Raw genomic sequence first — 25124 nt, 5'->3', positions numbered from 1 at the left:
AAAGATGACCACGAGAGACTACTGTGACCGCTTTTTCTACCCTGAATGTTCTGCCCACCGCCCAACTCGATAACCTCAACGAGTTGGGATACCTCACGATGACGCCTGTTCAGGCGGCCGCCTTGCCCGCCATTCTTGAGGGCCGTGATGTACGCGTACAGGCGAAAACGGGCAGTGGGAAAACGGCGGCGTTTGGCCTTGGTCTGTTGCAGCATATCGATGCGGCGCTTTTTCAGACCCAGTCTCTGGTGCTGTGCCCGACCCGCGAGCTGGCGGACCAGGTCGCGGGCGAACTGCGTCGCCTGGCGCGTTTTCTGCCTAATACCAAAATTTTAACCCTCTGCGGCGGACAGCCGTTCGGCGCGCAGCGTGATTCGCTCCAGCATGCGCCGCACATTATTGTCGCGACGCCGGGCCGCCTGCTGGATCACTTGCAAAAAGGCACCGTCTCGCTGGATGCGCTACAAACGCTGGTGATGGATGAGGCAGACCGGATGCTGGATATGGGCTTCAGCGATGCAATTGACGAGGTGATCCGTTTCGCACCGGCCGATCGCCAGACGCTGCTGTTCTCTGCGACCTGGCCGGAAGCCATCGCCGCCATCAGCGGGCGCGTGCAGAAAAATCCGCTTACCATTGAAATCGACAGCGTAGATGCGCTGCCAGCAATCGAACAGCAGTTTTTTGAAACCTCGCAGCAGGGAAAAATTGCGCTCCTGCAGAAGCTGCTGAGCCAGCATCAGCCCGCGTCCTGCGTGGTGTTCTGTAACACGAAGAAAGACTGCCAGTCGGTTTGTGATGCCCTGAATGCCGCCGGACAGAGCGCATTGTCGCTGCATGGCGATCTGGAACAGCGCGATCGCGATCAGACGCTGGTCCGTTTCGCCAACGGCAGCGCCCGCGTTCTGGTTGCAACCGACGTTGCCGCGCGCGGCCTGGATATTAAATCGCTTGAGCTGGTTGTGAACTATGAGCTGGCATGGGATCCTGAGGTCCACGTCCACCGTATTGGCCGTACCGCGCGCGCCGGAAACAGCGGCCTGGCCATCAGCTTCTGCGCGCCGGAAGAGGCGCAGCGCGCCAACATTCTCTCTGAGATGCTGCAGATTAAACTGAACTGGATGAATGCCCCTGTCGGCGTCAGCCTGGTGCCGCTGGAGGCTGAAATGGCGACGCTGTGTATCGATGGCGGTAAAAAAGCCAAGATGCGCCCTGGTGATGTATTAGGTGCGCTGACCGGGGATATAGGTCTGGACGGGGCGGATATCGGTAAGATTGCGGTCCACCCGGCGCATGTCTATGTGGCGGTTCGCCAGGCGGTTGCCCATAAGGCATGGAAGCAGCTGCAAAACGGGAAAATCAAAGGTAAAACCTGCCGCGTACGTCTGCTGAAATAAGGAATGGCGCGTCTCAGAAGGTCCTTCTGAGACGCTAATCGCTTACTTCACTTCAAGCACGTTCAGACGCAACTCTTCAAACTGATTGTCATCTTCTTCCGGCTGCCAGCCTGCAGGCTGCATGGGGATATCTTCCCGGTCAAACGCCAGGTCACCGCCGTTCACCACGTCTGATTCGTGGTTGATTCCTTTGAAGTCGAACAGCTCAACATCCGCGAGATGTGAAGGGACAACGTTCTGCATCGCGCTAAACATGGTTTCGATACGACCCGGATAACGCTTATCCCAGTCGCGCAGCATGTCGCCAATCACCTGACGCTGCAGGTTTGGCTGAGAGCCGCAGAGGTTACATGGAATGATCGGGAACCCTTTAGCCTGAGAGAAACGCTCAATGTCTTTTTCGCGGCAGTAGGCAAGAGGGCGGATCACGATGTGTTTGCCGTCATCGCTCATCAGTTTAGGGGGCATGCCCTTCATCTTGCCGCCGTAGAACATATTGAGGAACAGCGTTTGCAGGATATCGTCGCGATGGTGGCCCAGCGCAATTTTGGTCGCACCCAGCTCCGTCGCGGTACGATACAGAATGCCGCGGCGCAGACGAGAGCAAAGAGAGCAGGTGGTTTTCCCTTCCGGGATTTTCTCTTTCACAATACCGTAGGTATTTTCTTCTACGATTTTGTACTCAACGCCCAGATTTTCGAGGTATTCCGGCAGAATGTGCTCCGGGAAGCCCGGCTGTTTCTGGTCAAGGTTGACCGCCACCAGGGAAAACTTCACCGGTGCGCTTTGCTGAAGATTACGCAGGATTTCCAGCATGGTGTAGCTGTCTTTACCCCCTGACAGGCAAACCATGATGCGGTCGCCTTCTTCAATCATGTTGAAGTCTGCAATGGCTTCGCCCACGTTACGGCGCAGTCGCTTTTGCAGTTTGTTCAGGTTGTATTGCTCTTTTTTGTTAATCTCTTGATTCTGTTGCATTGAGTACTACCTTCGGAGCCAGCTGGTGCAAAAATTTGTCTGCCGCGTATGGTACGGATTCCGGCGACGAATACCAGCACGTTTTACAGCGGCGTTAAATCTGACGCAGACGCCCGATAATGAGTAGTCGGCTTACTGTTCTCCCTGGCGCACAGAGGCGTATGAAAACAAAGGGTTGCCTGTATTGACCGTGTGAATATATCCTGATGGTGTTATCTGTGTGGTGAATTTGCTGCCTGCAGCCAGACGCGTGACTTTTTATAACAAAGAAAAGTCACCGGGACACAACCGGCACCACGCTTTTTCTGTAACTTTTATCCCATTGGAAGGGGTTAACGTGTTCAAGCTTAATTTATCTCTACTGGCGGTTTTGGTGCTGTCAGGCTGTAGTTCCGATCTTGTTCTCAGTCCACCTAAGCAACCTGAATACAAGTCAATGCCTGAAATAACCCAGTCTGTGACGCCATCACAACAGCGTGCAATCATGGCTGGCGAGCGGCCAGACTGGTCAGAAAGAACGCCGGTCAACACAATAAAGCGATATTAATAAACACTTATTTACCAGGGCTGCCATTCGGCGGCCATTTTTCCCCTTGTTTTGAGAGGTGCACAGATGCAACCTGTTTTATGTGTCTTCGAAAACCGCTTATTAACCCGTGGCTAGTGTTATGACCCTCAATCGCTTTTGTTATTTACTGTTGATTTTCGCTGCGCTCGGTAGTCTTCTTACCTCGCATCCTTTGGCCATGTGGTTTCTGCTGATTAATGTGCTCACGATGAGCATGTATGGCGCCGATAAAATGGCTGCGCGTAAAGGTTTACGCAGGGTTCCGGAAGCTACTTTGCTGGTGTTTGGCGCGACAGGCGGCTGGCCAGGCGCTATTGTGGGCCAGCAACTCTTTCGCCATAAAACCCAAAAGCAACCTTTTAAAACATACTTTTTCATCAGCGTCGTCGCCAGCACCGCTGTGATGGCGGCTGTTTATGCTTTCTTGCCTTTTTCTCCTTTATGACTATATCGCACGTCGCTAATTAATCCTCCACCACTGCCAATAGTAGTAGGACTATTCTTAAGGGGTTGCTGTTTTTTGCACAATCTGAATAATACGTGCAACAACACGGACGACAACATCCCATGAAAATAGAATCTATTACACTGGCAGTGTTGGTGGCCTTTTCTGCGCCTGCCTGGTCCGCTTTTCAGGAGCGGGAATATAATACCTGGTATATGAAAAATGCCGTTCTTTATGATATGACGCAGACCTCTGAAGGTTTTCCTGTCATGGTAAGCGTCTCTCAGCCAGGAAGAAAATCCGCTAATTTGCTGGTGTCATATATTACTGAAGGGCGTTGTGGTGAGAATAACCTGCCGCTTAATGTGAATGGTAAAGTGCTGCCCGCCAAATATTACTGTGTTCAGGTTGGGCAGAACAGAATTGAACATTTTTCGGTAGTGGATGCGGACAGCGTCAATGGCATGGTGACGCATTTGAAATCAGATTTCACTCTTCTGCTGCAAAACGATATCAAGATTTGGGCTGCAAATATCAAAACGCCGAAATACGGATTGGCGCCAAGATTCTAAATATGAAAAGCCTGTCTTACGACAGGCTTTTTTGGATGCAAAAATAATTATTTTTAAAATGATATTTTCAGCATGTTATTAATCAATGTGAAGAGTAAGTGGCCGTGCTTTTTTACGTATTTAAATGTGCTGTATGCTAAACGGTACAAAAGAACATAAATGAACGTTGCTGAATGTTCATTATATTATGGATAAAACTCACTACCAGACTTACGCTTGCTAACAGCTTTTAGTTGTTCAACATATCTTTATTGGTAAGGAGCAGCAAATGTCACAACGTAATAGTCTGGATTTACTCAGCCGCAAAGAAGGAATGTATTTGCTAGAGCAAAGCATGGGGTTTGTCTGGCAAGCGGCACTCCGGGCGGTCGCGGTATTGGGTGTCGCAGACCTTTTGGTCGAAGGGAAAAAATCCGTTACGCAACTGGCGAAGGAGCTTAATGTCGACGGCGACTATCTTCATCGAATCATGCGTTTATTGTCTTCTCGTGGGGTTTTCAACGAATTAGCCGAAGCTGAATACGGTCTTAGCCATTCAGCACAATTCCTGTGCTCTGATCATGAATTTTCCTTGCGTGCGGCGGTGCTCATGCTGACAGACCAAACATTCTGGCAGCCAGCAGCTAAAATGGATGAGATATTGCAAGGAAAACCTGTTTTTAATGAATTGTTTGGCAAGCCTTTTTACGACTACTGGCAGCATGACGAGAGTGTAGCTGATAGCAACATCTTTCATGCCGGTATGGCCTCTATGTCATCCGTGGAGAATGAAGTCATTGCAGATAGCTATTCGTTCCCTCAAAACGCTGTCGTTGCCGATATCGCCGGTGGCCTGGGGAATTTGTTGCTGGCTGTTTTACGTCGAAATCCGACTTTAACAGGGATCCTGTTTGATCAAAAAGACGTGCTTAAGCGGAATCGACTGCACCTTTTGAATGATAATCGTCGATGGGAGACCGTCGAAGGAAGTTTTTTTGAAGCCTGTCCTGCAGCGGACATTTATCTACTTAAATATATTTTGATGGACTGGCCTGATGAGAAGGCCGTTCAGATACTTCAATGCTGTAGACATGCAATGAAAGAAAACTCCCGACTATTAATTTTTGAGCCGCTTATTAAAGAAGAAAAAAATGAGCAGGGACGATTTGAAATCGATCTTCTTCTGTTAACAAGCTTTGATGGAGGGCGGGCAAGAACAGAGTCTGAGTATCAGGTCTTGTTTGAACAGGCGAATCTTAAATTGAAAAAAATAATAGACACCCGTTCGTATCTGTCGATTTTAGAAGTCGTAGCTGTTTGAATTGCTTTAATGATATTCGCAGAGCCTATGTCCGTCATTCCGTTTGACCGTATTCCTGCTACTCTTGTTGATTGTACCAGGAGCATGAATATGAAAAACAAAGATGAACAGACAGGATTAGTGGGGCTGGCGATTGGGGCGGCCGTTATTGGGCTGGTTTCAGCGCAGAAACCGATCCATCGCAACAGCATTGTTGATGAACTGGTCAGGCTCGGCAGGCAAAAAGGCGATGGCGTAGAAGATGAGGTTTTCGTTAAAGCCGCCGAGCTGGTCAGAAAAGGGGTATAGCCAATGGCCGAAAGACGAAATGCGAAGTGCCATTGCGGCGCGGTGGCTTTTATCGTTGAGCTAACGGATGGCCTGAACACCGCTCGGCGCTGCAGCTGTTCCTTTTGTCGAATGCGGGGGGCGGTTGTCGTCTCTGCACCGCTGTCGGGGATTACGGTGACCAAAGGTGAGGATAAGCTCACCGAGTACCGTTTTAACACAGGAACGGCTCGACACTTTTTCTGCTCGGTGTGCGGGATTTATACGTTCCATCAGCGGCGTTCTAATCCGAATGAATACGGTGTGAATGTCGCCTGTTTTGAAAACTTATCTCCTTTTGATTTCCCTGAGGTAACGGTAATGGACGGCGTTAACCATCCCACGGATGGGAGGAGTGGGGTGTTTGGCTATCTCTCTTTTCGTGAGAAAGGGGCGAATCAGACCTGATTACCGCCTGGCCACTCTTTAATCAGCCTGGCTATAGTGGAGAGTGGTTAACTGAAACAGGAGAAATTATGCTCTGTGTTGAAAAAGACGATCCGCGTGAGGCACCTGAATCAGGGGACAAAAAGCCTCAACCCGTGAAAAAATAACGTTGCGCATACGTTTACCCGCCACCGGCACTGCTGGTGGCTTTTTATTTCACAGGAACAATGTTAACTGCCATCCAGATGGTTTAACAGAGCGCCGAGATGCCCAACAATATCACCAAAATCAAAAATTAACGCCATCCACAGTACGGCTAAAAGGGTAAGTACAGCAAGGGATACACGACCAAACAACGCTGTTATCCTTAGTGACGAAAGGGCTATCGCCGCAGTTTAAACAGCTTTCTCTCAACTTACCCTCAACCACACGACTCCAGCATCTCTTTTTTGTGACGAACTTCAAAAAATGAGTGAGCCCGCATCATGATGCGGGCTCTGACCATCAGAACTGGTAAACCAGGCCTAACGCTACGACATCATCTGTGCTGATGCCGTTATTTTTGTAGAAGCTGTCATCTTCATCCAGCAGGTTGATTTTATAATCAACGTAGGTGGACATATTTTTGTTGAAGTAGTAAGTCGCGCCGATGTCAGCGTATTTAACCAGATCCTGGTCGCCCTGACCGTTGCCAAGGTCCTTACCTTTTGATTGCAGGTAGGAAAGGGACGGACGCAGGCCAAAGTCGAACTGGTACTGCGCGGTCACTTCGAAGTTCTGGGTTTTGTTCGCCACGGCGTCGGTGTTATCACCATACGGTGTCATATTGCGGGTTTCAGAATACATTGCCGCCAGATAGATGTTATTGGCGTCGTATTTCAGGCCGGCTGTCCACGCATCCGCTTTGTCACCACCCGCAGTGGTATTCATGACCTGCTCATTGGTGCGGTCAGAAGAGGTGTACGCGGCACCTGCAGTAATCCCCATGCCAAAGTCATAGGTGGTAGAAATACCGAAGCCGTCACCGTTCTCGTGACGCGTGTCGCGGCCGTTGTTGGTGCCTTCCTGGTTGTTGCTGGCGTCTTCATTTTTGCCCTGATACTGCAGCGCAAAGTTCAGGCCCTGTACCAGACCATAGAAGTCGGTGTTACGGTAGGTTGCCACGCCATTGGCGCGGCCGGTCATGAAGTTGTCGGCTTTGGTGTAGGAGTCGCCACCAAACTCCGGCAACATATCGGTCCAGCCTTCCACGTCGTACAGGACACCGTAGTTACGACCGTAATCGAAGGAGCCATAGTCACCCACTTTTACGCCGGCGAAGGCCAGACGCGTCCAGGACTGATTATCAGACCCTTCGGTGTTATTAGCCTGAACGTTGTATTCCCACTGCGCATAGCCGGTCATTGTGTTGTTGATCTGAGTTTCACCCTTGAAACCCAGACGCATGTAGGTTTGATCGCCGTCAGCGCCTTTATCATCAGAGAAGTAGTGCAGACCATCCACTTTTCCGTACAGATCTAATTTGTTACCGTCTTTATTATAAATTTCTGCCGCATGCGCAGCGCCAGCCATTAACAGAGCCGGAATCATCAGAGCCAGTACTTTTCTTTGCATTGTGATATTCCTTTGCAGTTGTTTTTATTTAATTACCTGTTGAACTTCCTGAATGAGAAAGTTGTCTCATGCTAAATCACTCCTGTGTAAGAGTAATAAAATATAATTGTTACGAACTAAGTAAAATCTAAACTGAATAAATCAACAGAAATGGTCATTAGTTTGATGAATGATTTAAAACTAAGTATATTAAATTAAAATTATTAATCAGGGGTTAATTACGTTAATCTCAGCGGCGTTATATGCCATTAAGATTATTTATCCATAATTCGTATGAATGTTATTCGGGAAACTAAAGAGATATTCATTGATTATCTGGAACCGCCCGGTGTGAAGACACCGGGCTTTTTTTGTGGCAAAAAATGCCCGGCAAGCCGGGCAGGGGAACTAGTCGCTAGTCGATTTCTCGGCTTTACCCGCCATCTGTGCCAGGAAATCATAGCGTTTTTGCAAATCGGCCGCCGCGTCTTTCCACAGCTGTTCAGCCACTTCCGGCTGCTGCGCGTTTAGGCGACGGAAGCGCTGCTCCTGCATTAACGTCTCGGCCAGGGCATCTGATGGCGGACGCGAATCCAGCGCCAGCGGTAATTTACCCTCATCCGCACGGCGCGGATCGAACCGGTACAACGGCCAGAAGCCGGTAGCCGTCAGCTGTCGCATCTGATCGTGGCTGAGCGCCAGGTCGTAGCCATGCTCTTCGCAAGGACTGTAGGCAATGATCAGCGACGGGCCAGGATACGCTTCCGCTTCCTGAATCGCTTTCACCGTCTGGTTAAGCTGCGCACCCAGCGAGATTTGCGCGACGTAGACGTGACCGTACATCATCATGCTCACACCGAGATCTTTGCGTGCCTTGCGCTTACCGTGTTCACCAAATTTCGTAACAGCGCCTAACGGCGTGGCTTTTGACGCCTGCCCGCCGGTATTGGAATAACACTGCGTATCCAGAACCAGGATATTGACATTTTCGGTCAGGCTCAACACGTGATCCAGCCCGCCGAAGCCAATGTCGTAGGCCCAGCCGTCGCCGCCAATCAGCCAGATCGATTTTTCGACCAGGGCGTCCGCGTCGGTCAGCAATTGTTCAGCACCCGCCACGCCCTGAAGCGCCTGACGCAGCTCAGCAACCTGCTCACGACGTACCTCTGGCGTTGCGTCCGCGTGAAGGGCGTCATTGAGCTCAGCAGGGATCTGCCCGGCAAACTGTTCCAGCAGGCGCATTACGCGCGTCCGGTGCTGGTCGACGGTCAGGCGGAAGCCCAGACCAAATTCGGCGTTATCCTCGAACAGCGAGTTTGCCCAGGCCGGACCGCGACCATTGGCGTCGGTAGTGTAGGGGGTAGAAGGCAGATTGCCGCCATAAATTGAGGAGCAGCCGGTTGCGTTGGCAATCAACATCCGGTCACCGTACAGCTGGGTAAGCAGCTTGATATACGGCGTTTCACCGCACCCTGAACAGGCGCCGGAGTACTCAAACAGCGGTGTGATCAGCTGTGACGTACGAATATCAATACGTTCCAGTTTGCTGCGATCGATTTCCGGCAAACTCAGGAAGAAGTCATAATTGACCTTCTCCTCTTCTACGTGCTCCAGACGCGACATCATATTGATGGCCTTAATCTCCGGATCCTGCCTGTCTTTCGCCGGACAGACTTCGACGCACAGGTTACAGCCGGTGCAATCCTCCGGCGCAACCTGCAGAACGTATTTCTGTCCGCGCATATCGCGGGATTTCACATCCAGCGAATGCAGGCTGGCCGGTGCGGCTTCCATCTCTTCCGGCGAAACCACTTTGGCACGAATGGCAGAGTGCGGGCAGGCCGCCACGCAGTGGTTGCACTGGGTACACAGCTCTTCTTTCCAGATGGGGATCGCTTCGGCGATGTTACGTTTTTCCCAGCGGGTGGTGCCCATCGGCCATGTCCCATCCGGCGGTAGCGCAGAAACGGGCAGGGCGTCACCCAGACCGGCCAGCATCGCCGCCGTCACGGTCTTCACGAAATCAGGCGCCTCATCGGATACCACCGGAGGGCGGTTCGGGCTTGTGCCATTGACAGGCTGCAGCGGCACCTCGAACAGTGACTCGCGCGCCAGCGCCAGCGCCTGCCAGTTGCGCTCGACCAGTTCCTGACCCTTGCTGCTATAGCTTTTGGCAATCGCGCCCTGCAGTTCCACCAGCGCGCTGTCGCCCGGCAGGATGCTGGTCAGATGGAAGAAAGCCATTTGCATAACGGTATTGATACGCGCGGCCAGACCACATTCGCGGGCTATTTTCGCAGCGTTGACCACATAGAAACGGGCTTTTTTCTGGTTCAGCACCGCCTGAACTTCCTGCGGCAGGCGTGCCCAGACTTCATCTGCGCTGTATGGGGTATTGAGGAGGAAAATACCGCCGGGTTTCAGGCGCTCAGCCATCTGATATTTATCGATAAACTGCAGCTGGTGGCAGCCAACAAAGTCAGCCTGAGAAATAAGATAGGCAGAGCGGATAGGCTGTTCGCTGACGCGCAGGTGGGAAACGGTCAGGCCGCCTGCTTTTTTCGAGTCATAGACGAAGTAACCCTGGGCGTACCACGGCGTTGAGTTGCCGATGATTTTGATGTTGTTTTTGGTCGCGGAGACGCTACCGTCGCTGCCCAGACCATAGAACAGCGCCTCAAGTTTAGCAGTCGAGGGCAGGGTGTTTTCCGGCAGGACCAGGGACAGGTTGGTGACATCATCATAGATGCCGACGGTAAAGCGCGGCTTGGGCTTCGCCTCGCTTAGCTCGTTAAATACCGCCAGCACGCAGTCCGGCCCAAACTCTTTGGAGGACAAACCATAGCGTCCCCCGATGGTGCGCGGCAGCGTTTCACGTTCACCGTTATTAAAGGCTTCTGCCAGGGCGGTCATCACATCCAGATACAGAGGTTCCGCCTGCGCGCCCGGCTCTTTGGTACGGTCAAGCACCGCCACCGCGCGGGCGCTTTCAGGCAGAGCGGAAAGCAGATGTTTAGCCGAGAACGGACGATAGAGACGCACTTTAAGCACGCCGACCTTTTCTCCGCGCGTCAGCAGTTCGTCAACCACCTCTTCACAGGTTCCAATGGCTGAACCCATCAGCACAATCACCCGTTCAGCCTGCGGATGGCCGTAGTATTCAAACGGCTTATATTCACGGCCAGTCGCGGCGGCAAAGTCGTTCATCGCCTGTTCAACATGGTCATAAACCGCGTTGTACCACGGGTTCGTGGCCTCGCGGGACTGGAAATAGGTATCCGGATTGGCCGACGTTCCGCGAATAACCGGGTGTTCCGGGTTAAGGGCCCGGGCGCGATGAGCGTCGATCTCCGCCTGCGGCAGCAGGTTCAGGATTGTATCGTCAGCCAGCGGGACGATTTTATTGATTTCGTGAGAGGTGCGGAAACCATCAAAGAAGTGAATAAACGGAACCCGGCTTTTGAGCGTGGCGATATGCGAAATTAAGGCAAAGTCCTGGGCTTCCTGAACGCTGCTGGCGCACAGCATTGCGCAGCCGGTCTGGCGCACGGCCATCACGTCAGAGTGATCGCCAAAGATGGAGAGCGCGTGGGTGGCAACGGTACGCGCAGCAACGTGCAGAACAAAGGGAGTCAGTTGACCCGCGAGTTTGTACAACGTAGGGATCATTAACAACAATCCCTGAGAAGAGGTAAACGACGTGGAAAGCGCGCCTGTCTGAAGCGCGCCATGTACCGTGGCAATCGCACCGGCTTCAGATTGCATTTCAACCACTCTCGGGACATCGCCCCAGACGTTTTTTAACCCGTTACCCGCCCAGGCGTCCGCCTGCTCAGCCATGGTAGAGCTCGGCGTAATCGGGTAGATGGCGATAACTTCACTGGTGCGAAACGCGACTGAGGCAACTGCACCATTACCGTCAATAGTTTGCATAGGACAACACCCTTACATTGCGCAAAAAATAGGGGTCTGTATTACGGCGACAAACCCTGAATATTATCTGTGTATTCTAGCAAACGGGGGATTTTACGATTTTCGCTTTTGTGTCCTCGGTATTCTCGCCATCAATGAGTAGATCAAACTTTTGGCGAAAAAATTGCGAGAAATTGTTTCTGGAGCGCATAAATACGCACTTCCGCTCTCGACGACACGGGATGTGATGCCTATTATGCATAGGTTTCGCATTATTCACGGGGGAGAGAGCATGCGCTCAGCATTTTTGGTAGGGTGTGCCGCATTATTGTTGTCGGCATGTAGCAGTGAACCAGTCCAGCAGGCAACGGCAGCCCACGTGGCGCCGGGAATGAAAGCGGCAATGTCCAGTTCAGGTCAGGCCAACTGCGCGATGATTGGCGGTTCGTTGTCTGTTGCCCGTCAGCTCGATGGTTCTGCTATCGGGATGTGCGCCTTGCCAAACGGCAAACGCTGCAGTGAACAGTCACTTGCCGTTGGAAGCTGCGGTAACTACTGATTATTCTGCGCGCTTAAACATCAGCGTTTTATCGGCTGTCGCCAGCGTTAACTGGTCTTCTGTCAGGTCGACCTGCGCTCCGTTGCGCAGCATATCGCCGATGGCCTGATCCAGCTCATTCAGCTGCGGCTCAGTACAGAGTTTGCGCGTCATGGCCAGCGTTTTCACCTTTAGCTCGCCTTCGGACAATTTCCCCTGTCCGTTGAAGCGGTTGCACATCGCACCAGATACGCTGATGTTATTAACCAGGCTGATATCTGGCAGGGCGCTAAAGCTGATCTCAGGTTGCGCTGTCGCGGTCTTCACGGCCTTACCGTTCACATTTTCCAGCACAAAGCGGTGGTTTTTCAGTTGCTCCGGCTGTACGGAGGCTTTGCCCGGATTAACGCAGCCGGTAAGGACAAGACTAATAACGCTTAACGCAATGAGCTTTTTCATTTTTCTTCTCAAACTATAAATACTGTGAATCTTTTTCCAGTGTAACGATACTCCGCGGTTCGTTAATGGGGTTTATCTGAAAGTGCGGGGAGAGGTGCCGGGCAACGCAGCGGATGCCCGGGTGACGTTAATGAGATTTAAACCCTGCCGCCGTCATCAGCATACGGAAGAGCATGCTGACAGCAGCCAGCGCCAGCACGCTGCCGCCCCAGATAACGGCCAGCCAGAGTAATCTTTTCCAGACAGGTTGTTGCATCAGTGATAACCCTCCCCATGCTGAACTTTGCCGCGAAATACGTAGTAGCTCCAGAAGGTGTAGACCAGAATAACGGGAATGATCAACAGCGCGCCCACCAGCATAAAGCCCTGGCTTTGCGGCGGCGCGGCGGCCTGCCACAGGGTGATCGACGGCGGAATAATATGCGGCCAGATGCTGATCCCAAGCCCGCTAAAGCCGAGGAATATCAGCCCCAGCGTCAGGATAAACGGTCGGCTATGGCTGTCGGGATTGTTCAGGCAGCGCCACTGATACAGGCTAAAAATCACCACCAGGGCCGGGACAGGCAGCAGATAAAACAGATTCGGCAGCGTAAACCAGCGCGCAGCGATGGCCGGGTGTGCCAGCGGTGTCCAGAGGCTGATCGCCGCAATAAACGCCAGCAGTACGAGTAACAGCGTTTTCGATACCTCGCGCATCCGCTGCTGCAGCGCGTTTTCGCTTTTCATCACCAGCCACGTAGAGCCTAACAGCGCATAGGCCACCACCAGGCCCGCGCCGCAAAACAGGTTAAACGCGGTAAACCAGTCAAAGGGCCCGCCGGTATAGGCCCGGCCGGTAACGGTAAAGCCGTTAATGACGGCCCCCACCGTCACACCCTGGGTAAACGTCGCCAGAATGGAACCGCCAATAAACGCCTTATCCCAGAAAGGACGGTGCGCCGGCGTGGCTTTAAAGCGAAACTCAAATGCCACGCCACGGAAAATAAGTCCGATCAGCATTAATGTCAGCGGAATGGTGAGGGCATCAACGATGACCGCATAGGCCAGCGGGAATGCGCCGAAGAGGGCGGCTCCGCCAAGCACCAGCCAGGTTTCATTTCCGTCCCAGACCGGCGCAACGCTATTGACCATCACGTCGCGATCGTCGGCGTTTTGCGTTGCCGGGAACAAAATACCTATCCCCAGATCAAAACCGTCCATCACGATATACATCAGCGTGGCGAAGACGATGATGACAAACCAGATAATGGAAAGATCGATACCCATTATGGCAGCTCCTTATGTTCAGCGGTGACGGCAGAAAGCGGGCGCGCCGGACGTCCGTCGGACTCGGTGGCGAAAGATTCATGCGGCTGCGGGCCTTTTCGGATGAGGCGCACCATATAGCTGTAACCCACGCCGAATACCGAGGTGTAAACGACGAAGAAGGCCAGCAGGCTCACGCTCATATGCAGATCGCCATGGGCAGAAACCGCATCTTTCGTTCGCTGAAGTCCGTAGACTACCCACGGCTGGCGGCCCACTTCGGTGGTGACCCATCCGGCCAGGATAGCAATCAGCCCGGTTGGCCCCATCAGCAGTGCAAACCACAGGAAAGGGCGGGAAGAATAAACGCGCTTTTTATAGCGCAGCCAGAGTGCCGTCACGCCAAGCAGCAGCATCAGCATGCCCAGGCCCGCCATAATGCGGAATGACCAGAAGACGATGGTGGAATTCGGACGGTCCTCCTTTGGAAACTCTTTGAGTGCCGGAACCTGTTTTTCCAGGCTGTGCGTCAGGATAAGGCTCCCCAGCGCCGGGATCTCCAGCCCAAAGCGGGTGCGCTCCTGTTCCATATCCGGCCAGCCAAACAGCAGCAGCGGGGTAGGCTCACCCGGCGGATTTTCCCAGTGCCCTTCAATGGCGGCAATTTTCGCAGGCTGGTGCTTTAAGGTGTTCAGCCCGTGCATATCGCCCACCATGGCCTGGATAGGCGCGACTATCAGCGTCATCCACAGCGCCATTGAGAACATTGCGCGGATGGCGGGGGTATTATTGCCGCGCAGCAGATGCCATGCCGCGGATGCGCCCACAAACAGGGCGCTACTCAGGAACGCGGCTATCGACATATGCAGCAGGCGGTAAGGGAAGGAGGGGTTAAACACCACCGCGAACCAGTCCACGGGTACAACCTGACCGTTGACGATCTCATAGCCCTGCGGGGTCTGCATCCAGCTGTTCGAGGAGAGGATCCAGAAGGTGGAGATAATGGTGCCCAGCGCCACCATGCAGGTGGCGAAGAAGTGCAGTCCCGGCCCGACTTTATTCCAGCCGAACAGCATCACGCCGAGGAACCCGGCTTCGAGGAAGAAGGCGGTAAGCACTTCATAGGTCAGCAGCGGGCCGGTAATGCTGCCCGCAAACTGCGAAAAACCACTCCAGTTGGTGCCAAACTGGTAGGCCATCACCAGCCCGGAGACCACGCCCATGCCAAAGTTGACGGCAAAAATCTTCGACCAGAAATGGTACAGTGAGCGCCAGACCGGATTTTTTGTTTTCAGCCACAGTCCTTCGAGCACGGCAAGATAGCTGGCGAGACCAATGGTGATTGCCGGGAAAATAATGTGAAAGGATACGGTAAACGCAAACTGTATCCGTGCAAGGTGAAAAGCATCTAAACCAAACATGCACAGCCTCAATGTCAAACGGTGTGCTGTTATGGTATAGGGGCGAAGATCAGACTATCAGACGCAGAAAAGTGATTTTTAACCATAACAGTTGATTGAAAGTCGATGCTTTAGGCATCTGATATACTTCGCGGTTAGGGAATAAAAACAATCTTTTTATGAATTTTACGCATTAAACTGCTTGCCTTGTCGTCTGAGCCGTGCGTTAATGGTCTTCTGGTTTTGAGTCCAAATAAATATCTGACGTAGTTTTATAAAGCAGTTCTCATCACGTTGTGCCTCTCCGCAGCCTCTCTTGGGTCTTTATCTACTTTCCGATTAGTTTTTGTTTAAAACCATTATTGCCCAATCGGCCCATTAGTAATTTACGTTTTACGTTTCAGGAGAATCCTATGACTTCTTATATCCATTTTCGCTGCCCATGCTGTCATGGCTCGCAGTACCGTACCTCAGTCTTTGATATGTCTGAGAAAAACCCACTCGGCGCGAAATGCATTTTTTGCAAATCGTCGATGATCACGCTCGACTACCTGGCCGCTGCGCGTCAGGCGCAAAGCCACATCACCGAGTACCGTAAGTAATTCATTTTCAAAACTATAACAGTTAGCTAAATCTTCTCTTTTTCTCCTGCTGATATACACTGTCAGTCATAAGGAGAATCTGATGAAAAAATACCAGCGTCTGGCGCAACAAATTATCTCGCAGATTGAGCTTGGCGTATGGCTGCCGGGCGATAAGCTGCCTTCCCTGCGAGAGCAGGTGGCGAGCAGCGGCATGAGTTTTATGACCGTTGGCCACGCGTATCAGATGCTGGAAAGTCAGGGGCGCATTGTCGCCAGACCGCAGTCGGGCTATTACGTTGCCTCGCGCCCGACCGCACAACAGCCTGCGCCACCCGCCCAGGTGATGCGTGACGAAGCGGTGGATATCAACACCTACATCTTCGAGGTCTTACAGGCCAGCCGCGACCCCTCCGTTGTCCCTTTTGCTTCCGCATTTCCCGACCCCCGACTTTTCCCGCTTCAGCAGCTCAACCGCTCGCTGGCGAACGTCAGCAAAACCGCGACGGCGATGAGCGTGATTGAAAATCTGCCGCCGGGTAACGTCGATCTCCGCCACGCCATTGCCCGCCGCTACGCGCAGCAGGGAATGAATATCTCTCCCGAAGAGATCGTGATCACCGCAGGCGCGCTCGAAGCGCTCAATCTCAGTCTGCAGGCGGTAACCGAGCCCGGTGACTGGGTTATTGTCGAAAACCCCTGTTTCTACGGCGCGCTGCAGGCGCTGGAACGCCTGAAGCTCAAAGCCTTGTCGATTGCGACGGACGTCCGCGAGGGGATTGATCTCAACGCCCTGGAACAGGCGCTGAATGAGTACCCGGTAAAAGCCTGCTGGGTCATGACCAACAGCCAAAACCCGCTTGGCTTCACGCTGAGCGCGGAGAAAAAAGCGCAGCTTGTCGCGCTGTTAACGCAGCACAACGTCCCGCTGATTGAAGATGACGTCTACAGCGAGCTCTATTTTGGGCGTGAAAAGCCGCTCCCGGCGAAAGCCTGGGATCGTCAGGACATGACGCTGCACTGCTCGTCCTTTTCAAAATGTCTGGTGGCCGGTTTTCGCATCGGCTGGGTCGCGGCGGGAAAACACGCGCGGCGCATTCAGCAACTGCAGCTGATGAGCACGCTCTCAACCAGCTCTCCCATGCAGCTGGCGCTGGTGGATTACCTGGCGACCAAACGCTACGACGCCCATCTGCGCCGCCTGCGACGGACGCTGGCCGAGCGAAAACAACAGGCCTGGCAGTCACTTCTGCGCCATATGCCTGCTGGCGTCAAAATTCACCATAACGACAGCGGCTACTTTTTATGGCTGGAGCTTCCGGCGCAGCTGGATGCGGGACTTCTGAGCGAAAAGGCCCTAATGCACCACATCAGCATTGCCCCCGGAAAGATGTTTTCCACTTCTGACGCGTGGACACCGTTCTTTCGTTTTAATACGTCCTGGGCCTGGGGAGAGCGGGAAGAACAGGCGGTCATTCAGTTAGGGAAATTAATTAGCAGCATGCTGGAATAAATTTCCTCGCCCCTCCATTAAATAATCATTTCTTATCCTGATGACGGCACTGTAAATAATTCGCGGTGCCGTATCATAGGAAATCTGCATACCGTCTCTCGCCGCTAACTCCTTGTCTATAATCCAGTTAACGGGGAATGCGCCCTCGGTCACACCTTGATGAAATTTCCTTAAGCCGCACGGTGCGGCGCATTTGCGCGGTCTACGTTTAATAAGGGAGATATTTTTACGGCACGGCTGCCGCTAAATTTCATTGCGACAGGAGTAAATTCTTATGAGCAAAAAATTTGCCCGCAGCAGCCTGTGTGCGCTCGGCATGACTATCATGACAGCGCAAGCCGCAGAACCGCCGAAAGCCATTGGCGACGGGGAAGGACGGCTGGATATTATTGCCTGGCCGGGATACATCGAGCGGGGGCAGACGGATAAAAACTATGACTGGGTCACCCAGTTTGAAAAAGAGACCGGTTGCGCGGTCAACGTCAAAACGGCGGCGACATCTGATGAAATGGTGAGCCTGATGGCGAAAGGGGGATACGATCTGGTCACTGCGTCAGGTGATGCGTCGCTCCGCCTGATCATGGGTAAACGCGTTCAGCCGATTAACCCCGATCTCATTCCCAACTGGAAAACCCTCGACGCTCGGATGGTGAAAGGGGAATGGTTTAACATCGGGGGTAAAGTCTACGGCACGCCGTACCAGTGGGGACCAAACCTGCTGATGTACAACACCAAAACCTTCCCGACGCCGCCGGACAGCTGGAGCGTGGTCTTTACCAAACAGGATCTGCCTGACGGTAAAACCAATCAGGGACGCGTCCAGGCCTATGACGGCCCGATTTACATCGCCGATGCGGCGCTGTTTGTCAAAGCCACTCAACCTCAGCTGGGGATCAAAGACCCGTACCAGCTCACCGAAAAACAGTATGCCGCCGTGCTCAAGGTGCTTCGCGATCAGCATGCCCTGATCCACCGCTACTGGCACGACACTACCGTTCAGATGAGCGACTTCAAAAATGAAGGCGTCGTCGCCTCCAGCGCCTGGCCGTATCAGGCAAATGCCCTGAAGGCCGAAAACCAGCCTGTTGCTACTGTCTTCCCGAAAGAAGGGGTAACCGGCTGGGCGGATACCACCATGCTGCATGCGCAGGCAAAACACCCGATGTGCGCCTACAAGTGGATGAACTGGTCGCTAACGCCGAAAGTGCAGGGCGATCTGGCCGCATGGTTTGGCTCGCTGCCCGTCGTGCCGGAAGGGTGTAAGGCCAGCACGCTGCTGGGAGATAAAGGCTGCGAAACTAACGGGTATAACGAGTTCGACAAAATCATGTTCTGGAAAACCCCCATTGCAGAAGGCGGAAAATTTGTGCCTTACAGCCGCTGGACGCAGGATTACATCGCCATCATGGGTGGCCGTTAATCGCCCGGGAGCAGAACATGACGTACGCGGTAGAGTTTAATAATGTTTCCCGCCTGTACGGCGACGTGCGGGCGGTGGATGGGGTCACCATTGCGATCCGTGACGGAGAATTTTTCTCCATGCTGGGGCCTTCGGGCTCCGGCAAAACCACCTGCCTGCGTCTGATCGCCGGTTTTGAACAACTGTCAGGCGGCACGATCTCAATCTTCGGCAAAGAGGCGAGCGAACTGCCGCCCTGGGAGCGGGACGTGAACACCGTGTTCCAGGACTACGCGCTGTTCCCGCATATGTCGATCCTCGATAATGTCGCTTACGGGCTGATGGTAAAAGGCATAGATAAGAAAAAACGCCATGCGCAGGCCCGCGATGCGCTGGAAAAAGTGGGCCTGAGCTTTGCCGTCGCCCGCAAACCTTCGCAACTTTCCGGCGGCCAGCGTCAGCGCGTTGCCATCGCCCGGGCGCTGGTCAATGAGCCGCGCGTGCTGCTGCTGGACGAGCCCTTAGGTGCGCTCGATCTCAAACTGCGTGAACAGATGCAGTTCGAGCTGAAGAAACTTCAGCAGGAACTCGGCATCACCTTTATTTTCGTCACCCACGATCAGGGCGAAGCCCTTTCCATGTCAGACCGGGTGGCGGTGTTCAATAATGGACGCATCGAGCAGGTGGATACCCCGCGCGATCTCTACATGCGCCCGCGCACGCCGTTTGTCGCCGGTTTTGTCGGCACGTCCAACGTCTTTGATGCAGGCCTTGCGCAGAAAATATGCGGCATGGAGGGCTCCTATTCTTTGCGTCCGGAACATATTCGTCTTAACGAGAGCGGTGAAGTTCAGGTTCAGGGATGCGTGCAGGCCGTTCAGTATCAGGGGGCCGCCACGCGTCTGGAGCTAAAACTCGCTGACGGCGCAAAACTGCTGGTAAGCCAGGCTAATCTCAGTGACGCCTCGCCGCTGAGCGGCATTGCGCCGGGGCAGGTTGTCATGGCGTCGTGGTCGCGCGACGCCATGATCCGCCTTCACGAGGAGAGGTGAAATGGATATGAGCGTTGCGCATCCTCCCGCCTCTCGCACCCGCCTGAGCCGCATGACGGCACTGTTCTGGCGCAAGCCATCGCTCGGGCTGTTCCTGCTTCTGCTTGCGCCGCTGATGTGGTTTGGCATCGTCTATTTAGGATCGCTGCTGACTCTGCTGTGGCAGGGGTTTTACACCTTTGATGATTTCACCATGGCGGTCACGCCGGACCTGACCCTGGCGAACATTCAGGCGCTCTTTAACCCGGCAAACTACGACATTATCCTGCGCACGCTAACCATGGCGATTGCGGTGACCCTTGCCAGCGCCATCCTGGCGTTCCCGATGGCCTGGTACATGGCGCGATACACCCACGGCAAGTGGAAAGCGTTCTTCTATATCGCCGTTATGCTGCCGATGTGGGCGAGCTACATCGTCAAAGCCTATGCCTGGACGCTGCTGCTGGCGAAGGACGGCGTGGCGCAATGGTTTCTCAGCCATATGGGGCTGGAGCCGATCCTGACCTCGCTCCTTACGCTCCCGGCGATTGGCGGCAACACCTTGTCCACCTCCGGGCTGGGACGGTTTCTGGTCTTCGTTTATATCTGGCTGCCGTTTATGATCCTGCCCGTCCAGGCGGCGCTGGAGCGTCTGCCGGCTTCTTTACTGCAGGCCTCAGCCGACCTCGGCGCGCGTCCCCGCCAGACTTTTCGCTACGTCGTTCTGCCGCTGGCGATCCCGGGCATTGCAGCGGGCTCGATATTCACCTTTTCCCTGACGCTGGGGGATTTTATTGTTCCCCAGCTGGTGGGGCCGCCGGGCTATTTCATCGGCAATATGGTCTATTCCCAGCAGGGGGCTATCGGCAATATGCCGATGGCCGCCGCGTTCACGCTGGTTCCCATCGTGCTGATTTCTCTCTATCTGGCGTTCGTGAAGCGTCTGGGAGCATTCGATGCACTCTGAACGCGCACCGCTGTTCCTGAAAGTGGCAGCGTGGGGAGGGGTTATCTTCCTGCACTTCCCGCTGCTGATTATCGCAACCTATGCCTTTAACACCGAAGACGCCGCCTTCAGTTTTCCGCCGCAGGGGCTGACGCTGAAGTGGTTTAGCGTGGCGGCGGGGCGTGGAGATATCATTGAATCCGTGACGTTGTCACTTCAAATTGCTGCGCTCTCCACCGCGATAGCCCTTGTGCTTGGCACGCTTGCTGCAGCGGCGCTGTGGCGAAGCGAGTTTTTTGGCAAGAATGCGATCTCACTGTTGCTGCTATTGCCGATTGCGTTACCGGGGATCATCACCGGCCTGGCGCTGCTGACCGCATTCAAAACCATCAACCTTGAGCCGGGTTTTTTCACCATCGTGGTGGGACACGCCACGTTTTGTGTGGTGGTGGTGTTTAACAACGTGATTGCCCGGTTCAGACGCACCTCCTGGAGCCTGGTGGAAGCGTCGATGGATCTCGGGGCTGACGGGTGGCAAACCTTCCGCTATGTCGTGCTGCCCAATCTGGGTTCAGCGCTGCTGGCCGGGGGAATGCTGGCGTTTGCCCTGTCGTTTGACGAGATAATCGTTACAACGTTTACGGCGGGACACGAGCGTACGTTACCGCTGTGGCTGCTCAACCAGCTCGGGCGTCCGCGCGACGTGCCGGTCACAAACGTCGTTGCACTGCTGGTGATGCTGGTGACAACCATCCCCATTCTGGGAGCCTGGTGGCTAACCCGCGACGGCGAGAACATTGCCGGCAGCGGGAAATAACATTGATTTCAACAGGACAATGCTATGCAAACACATCTGCTGATAAAGGGTGAACTGGTTGCCGGAGAAGGCGAGAAACAGCCGGTTTATAATCCGGCCACTGGAGAGGTACTGCTTGAAATTGCTGAAGCGTCACTGGCTCAGGTCAACGCGGCGGTAGAGGCCGCTGACCGGGCTTTCATCGACTGGGGGCAGACCACGCCCAAAACGCGCGCTGAGTGCCTGTTGAAGCTGGCTGACGCCATCGAGGCGCAGGGTGAAGAGTTTGCCCGGCTTGAGTCTCTCAACTGCGGCAAGCCGCTGCACTGTGCCCTCGGGGACGAAATTCCGGCGGTGGTCGATGTTTTCCGCTTCTTTGCCGGGGCAGCCCGCTGCCTGAACGGGCTGGCCGCCGGTGAGTATCTTGATGGCCACACGTCAATGATCCGCCGTGACCCGGTGGGCGTGGTTGCTTCTATCGCGCCGTGGAACTACCCGCTGATGATGGCCGCGTGGAAGCTCGCCCCCGCGCTGGCAGCCGGTAACTGCGTGGTGATCAAACCCTCCGAAATTACGCCGCTGACGGCGCTGAAGCTGGCGGAGCTGGCAAAGGACATCTTCCCGGCGGGTGTGCTGAACGTACTGTTTGGCCGCGGCAAGACGGTAGGCGATCCGCTGACCGGGCATGAAAAAGTCCGCATGGTCTCGCTGACCGGTTCGATTGCGACCGGGGAACATATCATCGGCCATACGGCGTCCTCCATTAAACGCACCCACATGGAGCTGGGTGGAAAAGCGCCGGTTATCGTGTTTGATGATGCCGACCTGGATGCGGTTGTCGAAGGCGTGCGGACGTTTGGTTTCTACAATGCCGGGCAGGACTGCACGGCGGCCTGCCGTATTTATGCCCAGAAGGGAATTTATGCTGCGCTTGTGGAAAAACTGGGCGCAGCGGTAGCCAGCCTCAAAATGGGTGCCCCGGAGGATGGGGATACCGAACTGGGACCGCTCAGCTCGGCGGCCCATCTTTCACGCGTCTGTCAGGCTGTCGACGAGGCGAAAGCGCTCGGCCATATCCGCGTGGTGACGGGCGGGAGCAAAAAAGAGGGGGCAGGTTACTACTTCCAGCCAACCCTGCTGGCAGGGGCAAAACAGAATGATGCCATCGTTCAGCGCGAGGTGTTTGGCCCGGTGGTGAGCGTCACCGAGTTTGACGACGAGGCGCAGGTGCTGGCCTGGGCGAACGATTCGCAGTACGGCCTGGCCTCGTCGGTCTGGACGAAAGACGTGGGCCGCGCCCATCGTCTGAGCGCGCGCCTGCAGTACGGCTGCACCTGGGTGAATACCCATTTTATGCTGGTGAGCGAAATGCCGCACGGCGGCATGAAATTATCCGGCTACGGAAAGGATATGTCGGTGTACGGGCTCGAGGATTATACGGTTGTCCGGCATGTGATGATAAAACACTAAGAATCATGCCCGGCGGCCAGTATCGCCGGGCGTTTTCTTACCAGCCACAAACCTCGTGCTCATTTTCCGTATCATAAGCGCGAACGGTATTCACCAGATCTTTCACCATGTCTGCGGCGACGTCCGGGATGAGCAACTCCATTGGGGCGTCTGTTTCATACTCCACCGAGACGCCGTTGCTGTTGTTGGTCACGGTCACGGTGTACGTTGCTTTACCCACGCTATTACTCCTTATGTGTATTAACCACTTTTCCGATACCTGCGCCCTGAAGCGTAACGTCAGGATCGGCAAAAAAGTCGATATTGAAATACGTATCGTCGGTCAATAACTCAATGCGGTGCCATTTTTGCGGCGGTGAGATGCCAAACGATCCGGCCTCGATCACCAGTTCCAGATCCGGTTCTGTCGCATCTGCATCCGGGAAGCCAAAATAGCGCACAGTGCCCTGCATCACGGACAAACGGCCGTAGACGCTGGCTTTAGTATTATGATGGGTGAAAAGGGCTTTTGGCGCCGTGTCTTTGTTCCAGAATGGCGTGGAGCGGGTATGAACAAAATTCTCAGGAATACGTAGCATGATGGTTTCCTCGTAAGTAAAAGCCGTTTAAAGCGACCTCAGTACCTCGGGTTCGACGAAAAAGTCGATGTTGAATAGCGTGTCATCGGACATCACTTCGATGTGATGCCATTTCTCAGGCGGAAAAACGCCGAAGTGGCCGGCCTTGATAATCAATGTGCTGTCGGGCTCAGGGGTCAGTTCATCGGCATAGCCTAAGTAGCGCACGGCACCCTGCATCACGGTCAGGCGAGGATAGACGCCCGGACGGGTACCGGTGTCGAGATGACGCTGAAAGATCCCGGCAGGAGCGGTATTTTTATTCCAGAAAGGGGTGGAGCGGGTATGAATACAACTCGGCGGAATGCGCAGCATATTGCCTCCCATGAATGTCTGCCTTAATTAGACGCCTTTTCAGGATACAAAATTTATCAAAAAGTGCATTTAATATGCATGTTATCAATAAAGGTTATTGTCCGCTCTCCCAATTTGTTACGCAGAATACTCAGTTGTTATTAGCCTTAATATTTAAGTGGTTATTATGTAATGAAAAAACTTGATCTGTATCAACATATGACGCATATTGCGTGCGGTTATTTTTTCGGCTCTGGTATTAAGAATGACGTTGTATCAAAAGATGTTGGTTTTTTACGCAATCATGGCTTCCATCTGCGCATTAATTACCTGGTTTCTCTCCAAAGACCGCAAACGTATCCGCCTGCTCAGCGCTTTTCTGGTGGGATCAACCTGGCCAATGAGCTTTCCCGTTGCGCTTCTGATCTCGCTTTTCTGAAGCACGCTTCCCGTTTTAGAAGATGAATATAGCATTCCTGATGTGATAACTGTATAAATACACAGTGAGTCATAAAAGGAGTGCTTATGAACAGTTTTTACTCGCAGCAGGCTGGCTGCACCGTGCGCTGGCATGATTTGCCCGGCACCGGCGATCCCGTGGTGTTCATTCACGGGCTGGGCTGCGCCGCTTCCTATGAATACCCCCGCGTCGTTCGTGATCCTCTTTTTGGTGCGCGCAGAGCGATTCTTATCGATTTGCCCGGCAGCGGCTACAGCGATAAACCTCTCCACTACAGCTACCGAACCAGTGACCAGGCCCGTGTCGTCGTGGAACTGATTAACCATCTCAAACTCGATACCTTCTGGCTCTATGGTCACAGCATGGGCGGCAGCATTGCTATCGAAACGGCGGGGCTGCTGGCCACGCGCGTTAAGGGACTGATGGTGTCAGAACCTAATTTTCACGCGGGCGGGGGCATGTTCAGCCGCTCTATTGCGGCACAAACCGAGCAACAGTTTCTGGAGCAGGGTTATGACGCCATGCTGCGGGCAGAAACCACGGCGTGGGCGGGGTGCCTGCAGAGCAATGCCCCTTATGCCGTCTGGCGCGGTGCATCGAGTCTGGTGGAAGGCGTTGAGCCAGAATGGGAGGCACAGTTCCTGTCACTCCCTTGCCCGGTGACGTTGATTTTCGGCGAGCTGTCGCTGCCTGATGACGATGTGGATAATCTGCAGCAGAAGGGCGTTGCGGTGAAAATCATCCCTGCGGCAGGGCACTCAATGTCCTGGGAAAACCCCTCTGCACTGGCGAAGACGCTAGCCGGATGTATGGTGGTGTGATAATGGCCCGCACTGCTGCGGGCCAAATATCAGGATGTAGGCCGGGTAAGCGCAGCGCCACCCGGCAAGAAAAGCGGCTACATTGTTAATCAGCGT

Annotated in this window: 28 protein-coding genes and 1 pseudogene; 18 read left to right on the top strand and 11 right to left on the bottom strand. The window is 53.9% G+C overall.

Going from position 1 to position 25124, the window contains the following annotated elements; genetic code table 11:
- The first annotated feature begins 23 nt into the window (after window positions 1-23).
- On the top strand, window positions 24-1397 hold the full coding sequence (gene dbpA / locus PYW49_RS04120; protein WP_320385761.1) for an ATP-dependent RNA helicase DbpA: 1374 nt from the start codon (window positions 24-26) through the stop codon (window positions 1395-1397).
- 42 nt (window positions 1398-1439) lie between these two features.
- Here dbpA and ttcA read toward each other — a convergent pair whose 3' ends face one another.
- The gene (gene ttcA / locus PYW49_RS04115) at window positions 1440-2375 is read right to left on the bottom strand and encodes a tRNA 2-thiocytidine(32) synthetase TtcA (protein WP_320385760.1); all 936 of its coding nucleotides are present in this window, start codon (window positions 2373-2375) and stop codon (window positions 1440-1442) included.
- Window positions 2376-2390: 15 nt separating this feature from the next.
- Window positions 2391-2501, bottom strand: a pseudogene (locus PYW49_RS04110) (site-specific integrase); the annotation flags it as partial.
- A 94-nt stretch (window positions 2502-2595) separates the two neighbouring features.
- Here PYW49_RS04110 and PYW49_RS04105 point away from each other — a divergent pair.
- From PYW49_RS04105 to PYW49_RS04075, 7 genes are all read left to right on the top strand, one after another.
- Window positions 2596-2922: a hypothetical protein gene (locus tag PYW49_RS04105; protein ID WP_320385759.1), complete on the top strand. Its 327-nt coding sequence runs from the start codon at window positions 2596-2598 to the stop codon at window positions 2920-2922.
- A gap of 121 nt (window positions 2923-3043) precedes the next feature.
- Window positions 3044-3388 (top strand): DUF1294 domain-containing protein, encoded by a 345-nt coding sequence (locus tag PYW49_RS04100; RefSeq protein ID WP_134350487.1) that lies wholly within the window; start codon window positions 3044-3046, stop codon window positions 3386-3388.
- A gap of 122 nt (window positions 3389-3510) precedes the next feature.
- Window positions 3511-3960: a hypothetical protein gene (locus PYW49_RS04095; protein ID WP_320385758.1), complete on the top strand. Its 450-nt coding sequence runs from the start codon at window positions 3511-3513 to the stop codon at window positions 3958-3960.
- A gap of 268 nt (window positions 3961-4228) precedes the next feature.
- Entirely contained in the window at window positions 4229-5260 is a 1032-nt protein-coding gene (locus tag PYW49_RS04090) for a methyltransferase (RefSeq protein WP_134350485.1), read from the top strand.
- Window positions 5261-5350: 90 nt separating this feature from the next.
- Window positions 5351-5548: a hypothetical protein gene (locus PYW49_RS04085; protein WP_023312007.1), complete on the top strand. Its 198-nt coding sequence runs from the start codon at window positions 5351-5353 to the stop codon at window positions 5546-5548.
- A gap of 3 nt (window positions 5549-5551) precedes the next feature.
- On the top strand, window positions 5552-5974 hold the full coding sequence (locus tag PYW49_RS04080; protein ID WP_134350484.1) for a GFA family protein: 423 nt from the start codon (window positions 5552-5554) through the stop codon (window positions 5972-5974).
- 68 nt (window positions 5975-6042) lie between these two features.
- On the top strand, window positions 6043-6120 hold the full coding sequence (locus PYW49_RS04075) for a hypothetical protein (protein ID WP_223239581.1): 78 nt from the start codon (window positions 6043-6045) through the stop codon (window positions 6118-6120).
- Window positions 6121-6457: 337 nt separating this feature from the next.
- Here PYW49_RS04075 and ompC read toward each other — a convergent pair whose 3' ends face one another.
- Window positions 6458-7567 (bottom strand): porin OmpC, encoded by a 1110-nt coding sequence (ompC, locus tag PYW49_RS04070; protein ID WP_134350483.1) that lies wholly within the window; start codon window positions 7565-7567, stop codon window positions 6458-6460.
- 387 nt (window positions 7568-7954) lie between these two features.
- Window positions 7955-11479 carry a pyruvate:ferredoxin (flavodoxin) oxidoreductase gene (gene nifJ / locus PYW49_RS04065; protein ID WP_134350482.1) on the bottom strand — a complete coding sequence of 1175 codons (3525 nt, stop codon included), beginning with the start codon at window positions 11477-11479 and terminating at the stop codon, window positions 7955-7957.
- 271 nt (window positions 11480-11750) lie between these two features.
- Between nifJ and PYW49_RS04060 the strand changes: the two genes are divergently transcribed.
- Window positions 11751-12017 carry a putative hemolysin gene (locus tag PYW49_RS04060; RefSeq protein ID WP_032658293.1) on the top strand — a complete coding sequence of 89 codons (267 nt, stop codon included), beginning with the start codon at window positions 11751-11753 and terminating at the stop codon, window positions 12015-12017.
- Here the strand turns inward: PYW49_RS04060 and hslJ are convergent, their stop codons facing one another.
- The 4 genes from hslJ to PYW49_RS04040 all read right to left on the bottom strand — a co-directional run bounded on the left by hslJ (window position 12018) and on the right by PYW49_RS04040 (window position 15121).
- Window positions 12018-12455 (bottom strand): heat shock protein HslJ, encoded by a 438-nt coding sequence (gene hslJ, locus PYW49_RS04055; RefSeq protein WP_134350481.1) that lies wholly within the window; start codon window positions 12453-12455, stop codon window positions 12018-12020.
- A 127-nt stretch (window positions 12456-12582) separates the two neighbouring features.
- Window positions 12583-12711 (bottom strand): DUF2474 domain-containing protein, encoded by a 129-nt coding sequence (locus PYW49_RS04050; protein WP_045354196.1) that lies wholly within the window; start codon window positions 12709-12711, stop codon window positions 12583-12585.
- Window positions 12711-13721 (bottom strand): cytochrome d ubiquinol oxidase subunit II, encoded by a 1011-nt coding sequence (gene cydB, locus PYW49_RS04045; RefSeq protein WP_134350480.1) that lies wholly within the window; start codon window positions 13719-13721, stop codon window positions 12711-12713. The genes PYW49_RS04050 and cydB overlap by 1 nt, the downstream gene beginning before the upstream one ends.
- Entirely contained in the window at window positions 13721-15121 is a 1401-nt protein-coding gene (locus PYW49_RS04040; RefSeq protein WP_134350479.1) for a cytochrome ubiquinol oxidase subunit I, read from the bottom strand. Before PYW49_RS04040 ends, cydB begins: the two co-directional genes overlap by 1 nt.
- A gap of 392 nt (window positions 15122-15513) precedes the next feature.
- On the opposite strand from PYW49_RS04040, the gene ymcF reads away from it, so the two are divergent.
- The 7 genes from ymcF to patD all read left to right on the top strand — a co-directional run bounded on the left by ymcF (window position 15514) and on the right by patD (window position 22836).
- The gene (gene ymcF / locus PYW49_RS04035; protein ID WP_320385757.1) at window positions 15514-15702 is read left to right on the top strand and encodes a cold shock small protein YmcF; all 189 of its coding nucleotides are present in this window, start codon (window positions 15514-15516) and stop codon (window positions 15700-15702) included.
- Between the two features lie 82 nt (window positions 15703-15784).
- Window positions 15785-17194, top strand: a complete 1410-nt coding sequence (locus tag PYW49_RS04030) for an aminotransferase-like domain-containing protein (RefSeq protein ID WP_134350477.1) — start codon at window positions 15785-15787, stop codon at window positions 17192-17194.
- 274 nt (window positions 17195-17468) lie between these two features.
- A complete protein-coding gene (gene ydcS / locus PYW49_RS04025) occupies window positions 17469-18614 on the top strand; it encodes a putative ABC transporter substrate-binding protein YdcS (RefSeq protein ID WP_320385756.1) in 1146 nt (381 codons plus the stop codon).
- Between the two features lie 17 nt (window positions 18615-18631).
- Window positions 18632-19645 carry an ABC transporter ATP-binding protein gene (locus tag PYW49_RS04020; RefSeq protein ID WP_134350475.1) on the top strand — a complete coding sequence of 338 codons (1014 nt, stop codon included), beginning with the start codon at window positions 18632-18634 and terminating at the stop codon, window positions 19643-19645.
- 7 nt (window positions 19646-19652) lie between these two features.
- The gene (locus tag PYW49_RS04015) at window positions 19653-20591 is read left to right on the top strand and encodes an ABC transporter permease (RefSeq protein WP_407057601.1); all 939 of its coding nucleotides are present in this window, start codon (window positions 19653-19655) and stop codon (window positions 20589-20591) included.
- Complete coding sequence (locus PYW49_RS04010) at window positions 20581-21387, top strand: ABC transporter permease (protein WP_008501291.1); 807 nt, start codon at window positions 20581-20583, stop codon at window positions 21385-21387. Before PYW49_RS04015 ends, PYW49_RS04010 begins: the two co-directional genes overlap by 11 nt.
- 24 nt (window positions 21388-21411) lie before the next feature.
- Window positions 21412-22836, top strand: coding sequence for an aminobutyraldehyde dehydrogenase (gene patD / locus PYW49_RS04005; protein ID WP_320385754.1), 1425 nt, complete (start codon window positions 21412-21414; stop codon window positions 22834-22836).
- A gap of 37 nt (window positions 22837-22873) precedes the next feature.
- Here patD and PYW49_RS04000 read toward each other — a convergent pair whose 3' ends face one another.
- The 3 genes from PYW49_RS04000 to PYW49_RS03990 are packed head-to-tail and all read right to left on the bottom strand — an operon-like array spanning window position 22874 to window position 23768.
- A complete protein-coding gene (locus PYW49_RS04000) occupies window positions 22874-23056 on the bottom strand; it encodes a DUF1869 domain-containing protein (protein ID WP_320385753.1) in 183 nt (60 codons plus the stop codon).
- A 4-nt stretch (window positions 23057-23060) separates the two neighbouring features.
- Complete coding sequence (locus PYW49_RS03995) at window positions 23061-23414, bottom strand: DUF1971 domain-containing protein (RefSeq protein WP_134350471.1); 354 nt, start codon at window positions 23412-23414, stop codon at window positions 23061-23063.
- A 27-nt stretch (window positions 23415-23441) separates the two neighbouring features.
- The gene (locus PYW49_RS03990) at window positions 23442-23768 is read right to left on the bottom strand and encodes a DUF1971 domain-containing protein (RefSeq protein WP_063956740.1); all 327 of its coding nucleotides are present in this window, start codon (window positions 23766-23768) and stop codon (window positions 23442-23444) included.
- A gap of 244 nt (window positions 23769-24012) precedes the next feature.
- On the opposite strand from PYW49_RS03990, the gene PYW49_RS03985 reads away from it, so the two are divergent.
- Both PYW49_RS03985 and PYW49_RS03980 read left to right on the top strand, forming a co-directional pair.
- On the top strand, window positions 24013-24186 hold the full coding sequence (locus tag PYW49_RS03985; protein WP_003856960.1) for a GhoT/OrtT family toxin: 174 nt from the start codon (window positions 24013-24015) through the stop codon (window positions 24184-24186).
- An 86-nt stretch (window positions 24187-24272) separates the two neighbouring features.
- On the top strand, window positions 24273-25028 hold the full coding sequence (locus PYW49_RS03980; RefSeq protein ID WP_320385752.1) for an alpha/beta fold hydrolase: 756 nt from the start codon (window positions 24273-24275) through the stop codon (window positions 25026-25028).
- Window positions 25029-25124: the final 96 nt, after the last annotated feature.

The organism is Enterobacter chinensis (assembly GCF_034008295.1).
In the GTDB taxonomy this organism is placed as follows: domain Bacteria; phylum Pseudomonadota; class Gammaproteobacteria; order Enterobacterales; family Enterobacteriaceae; genus Enterobacter; species Enterobacter chinensis.
Note: the sequence above shows the minus strand (reverse complement) of the source record. Positions and strands in the feature narration are given on the sequence as shown.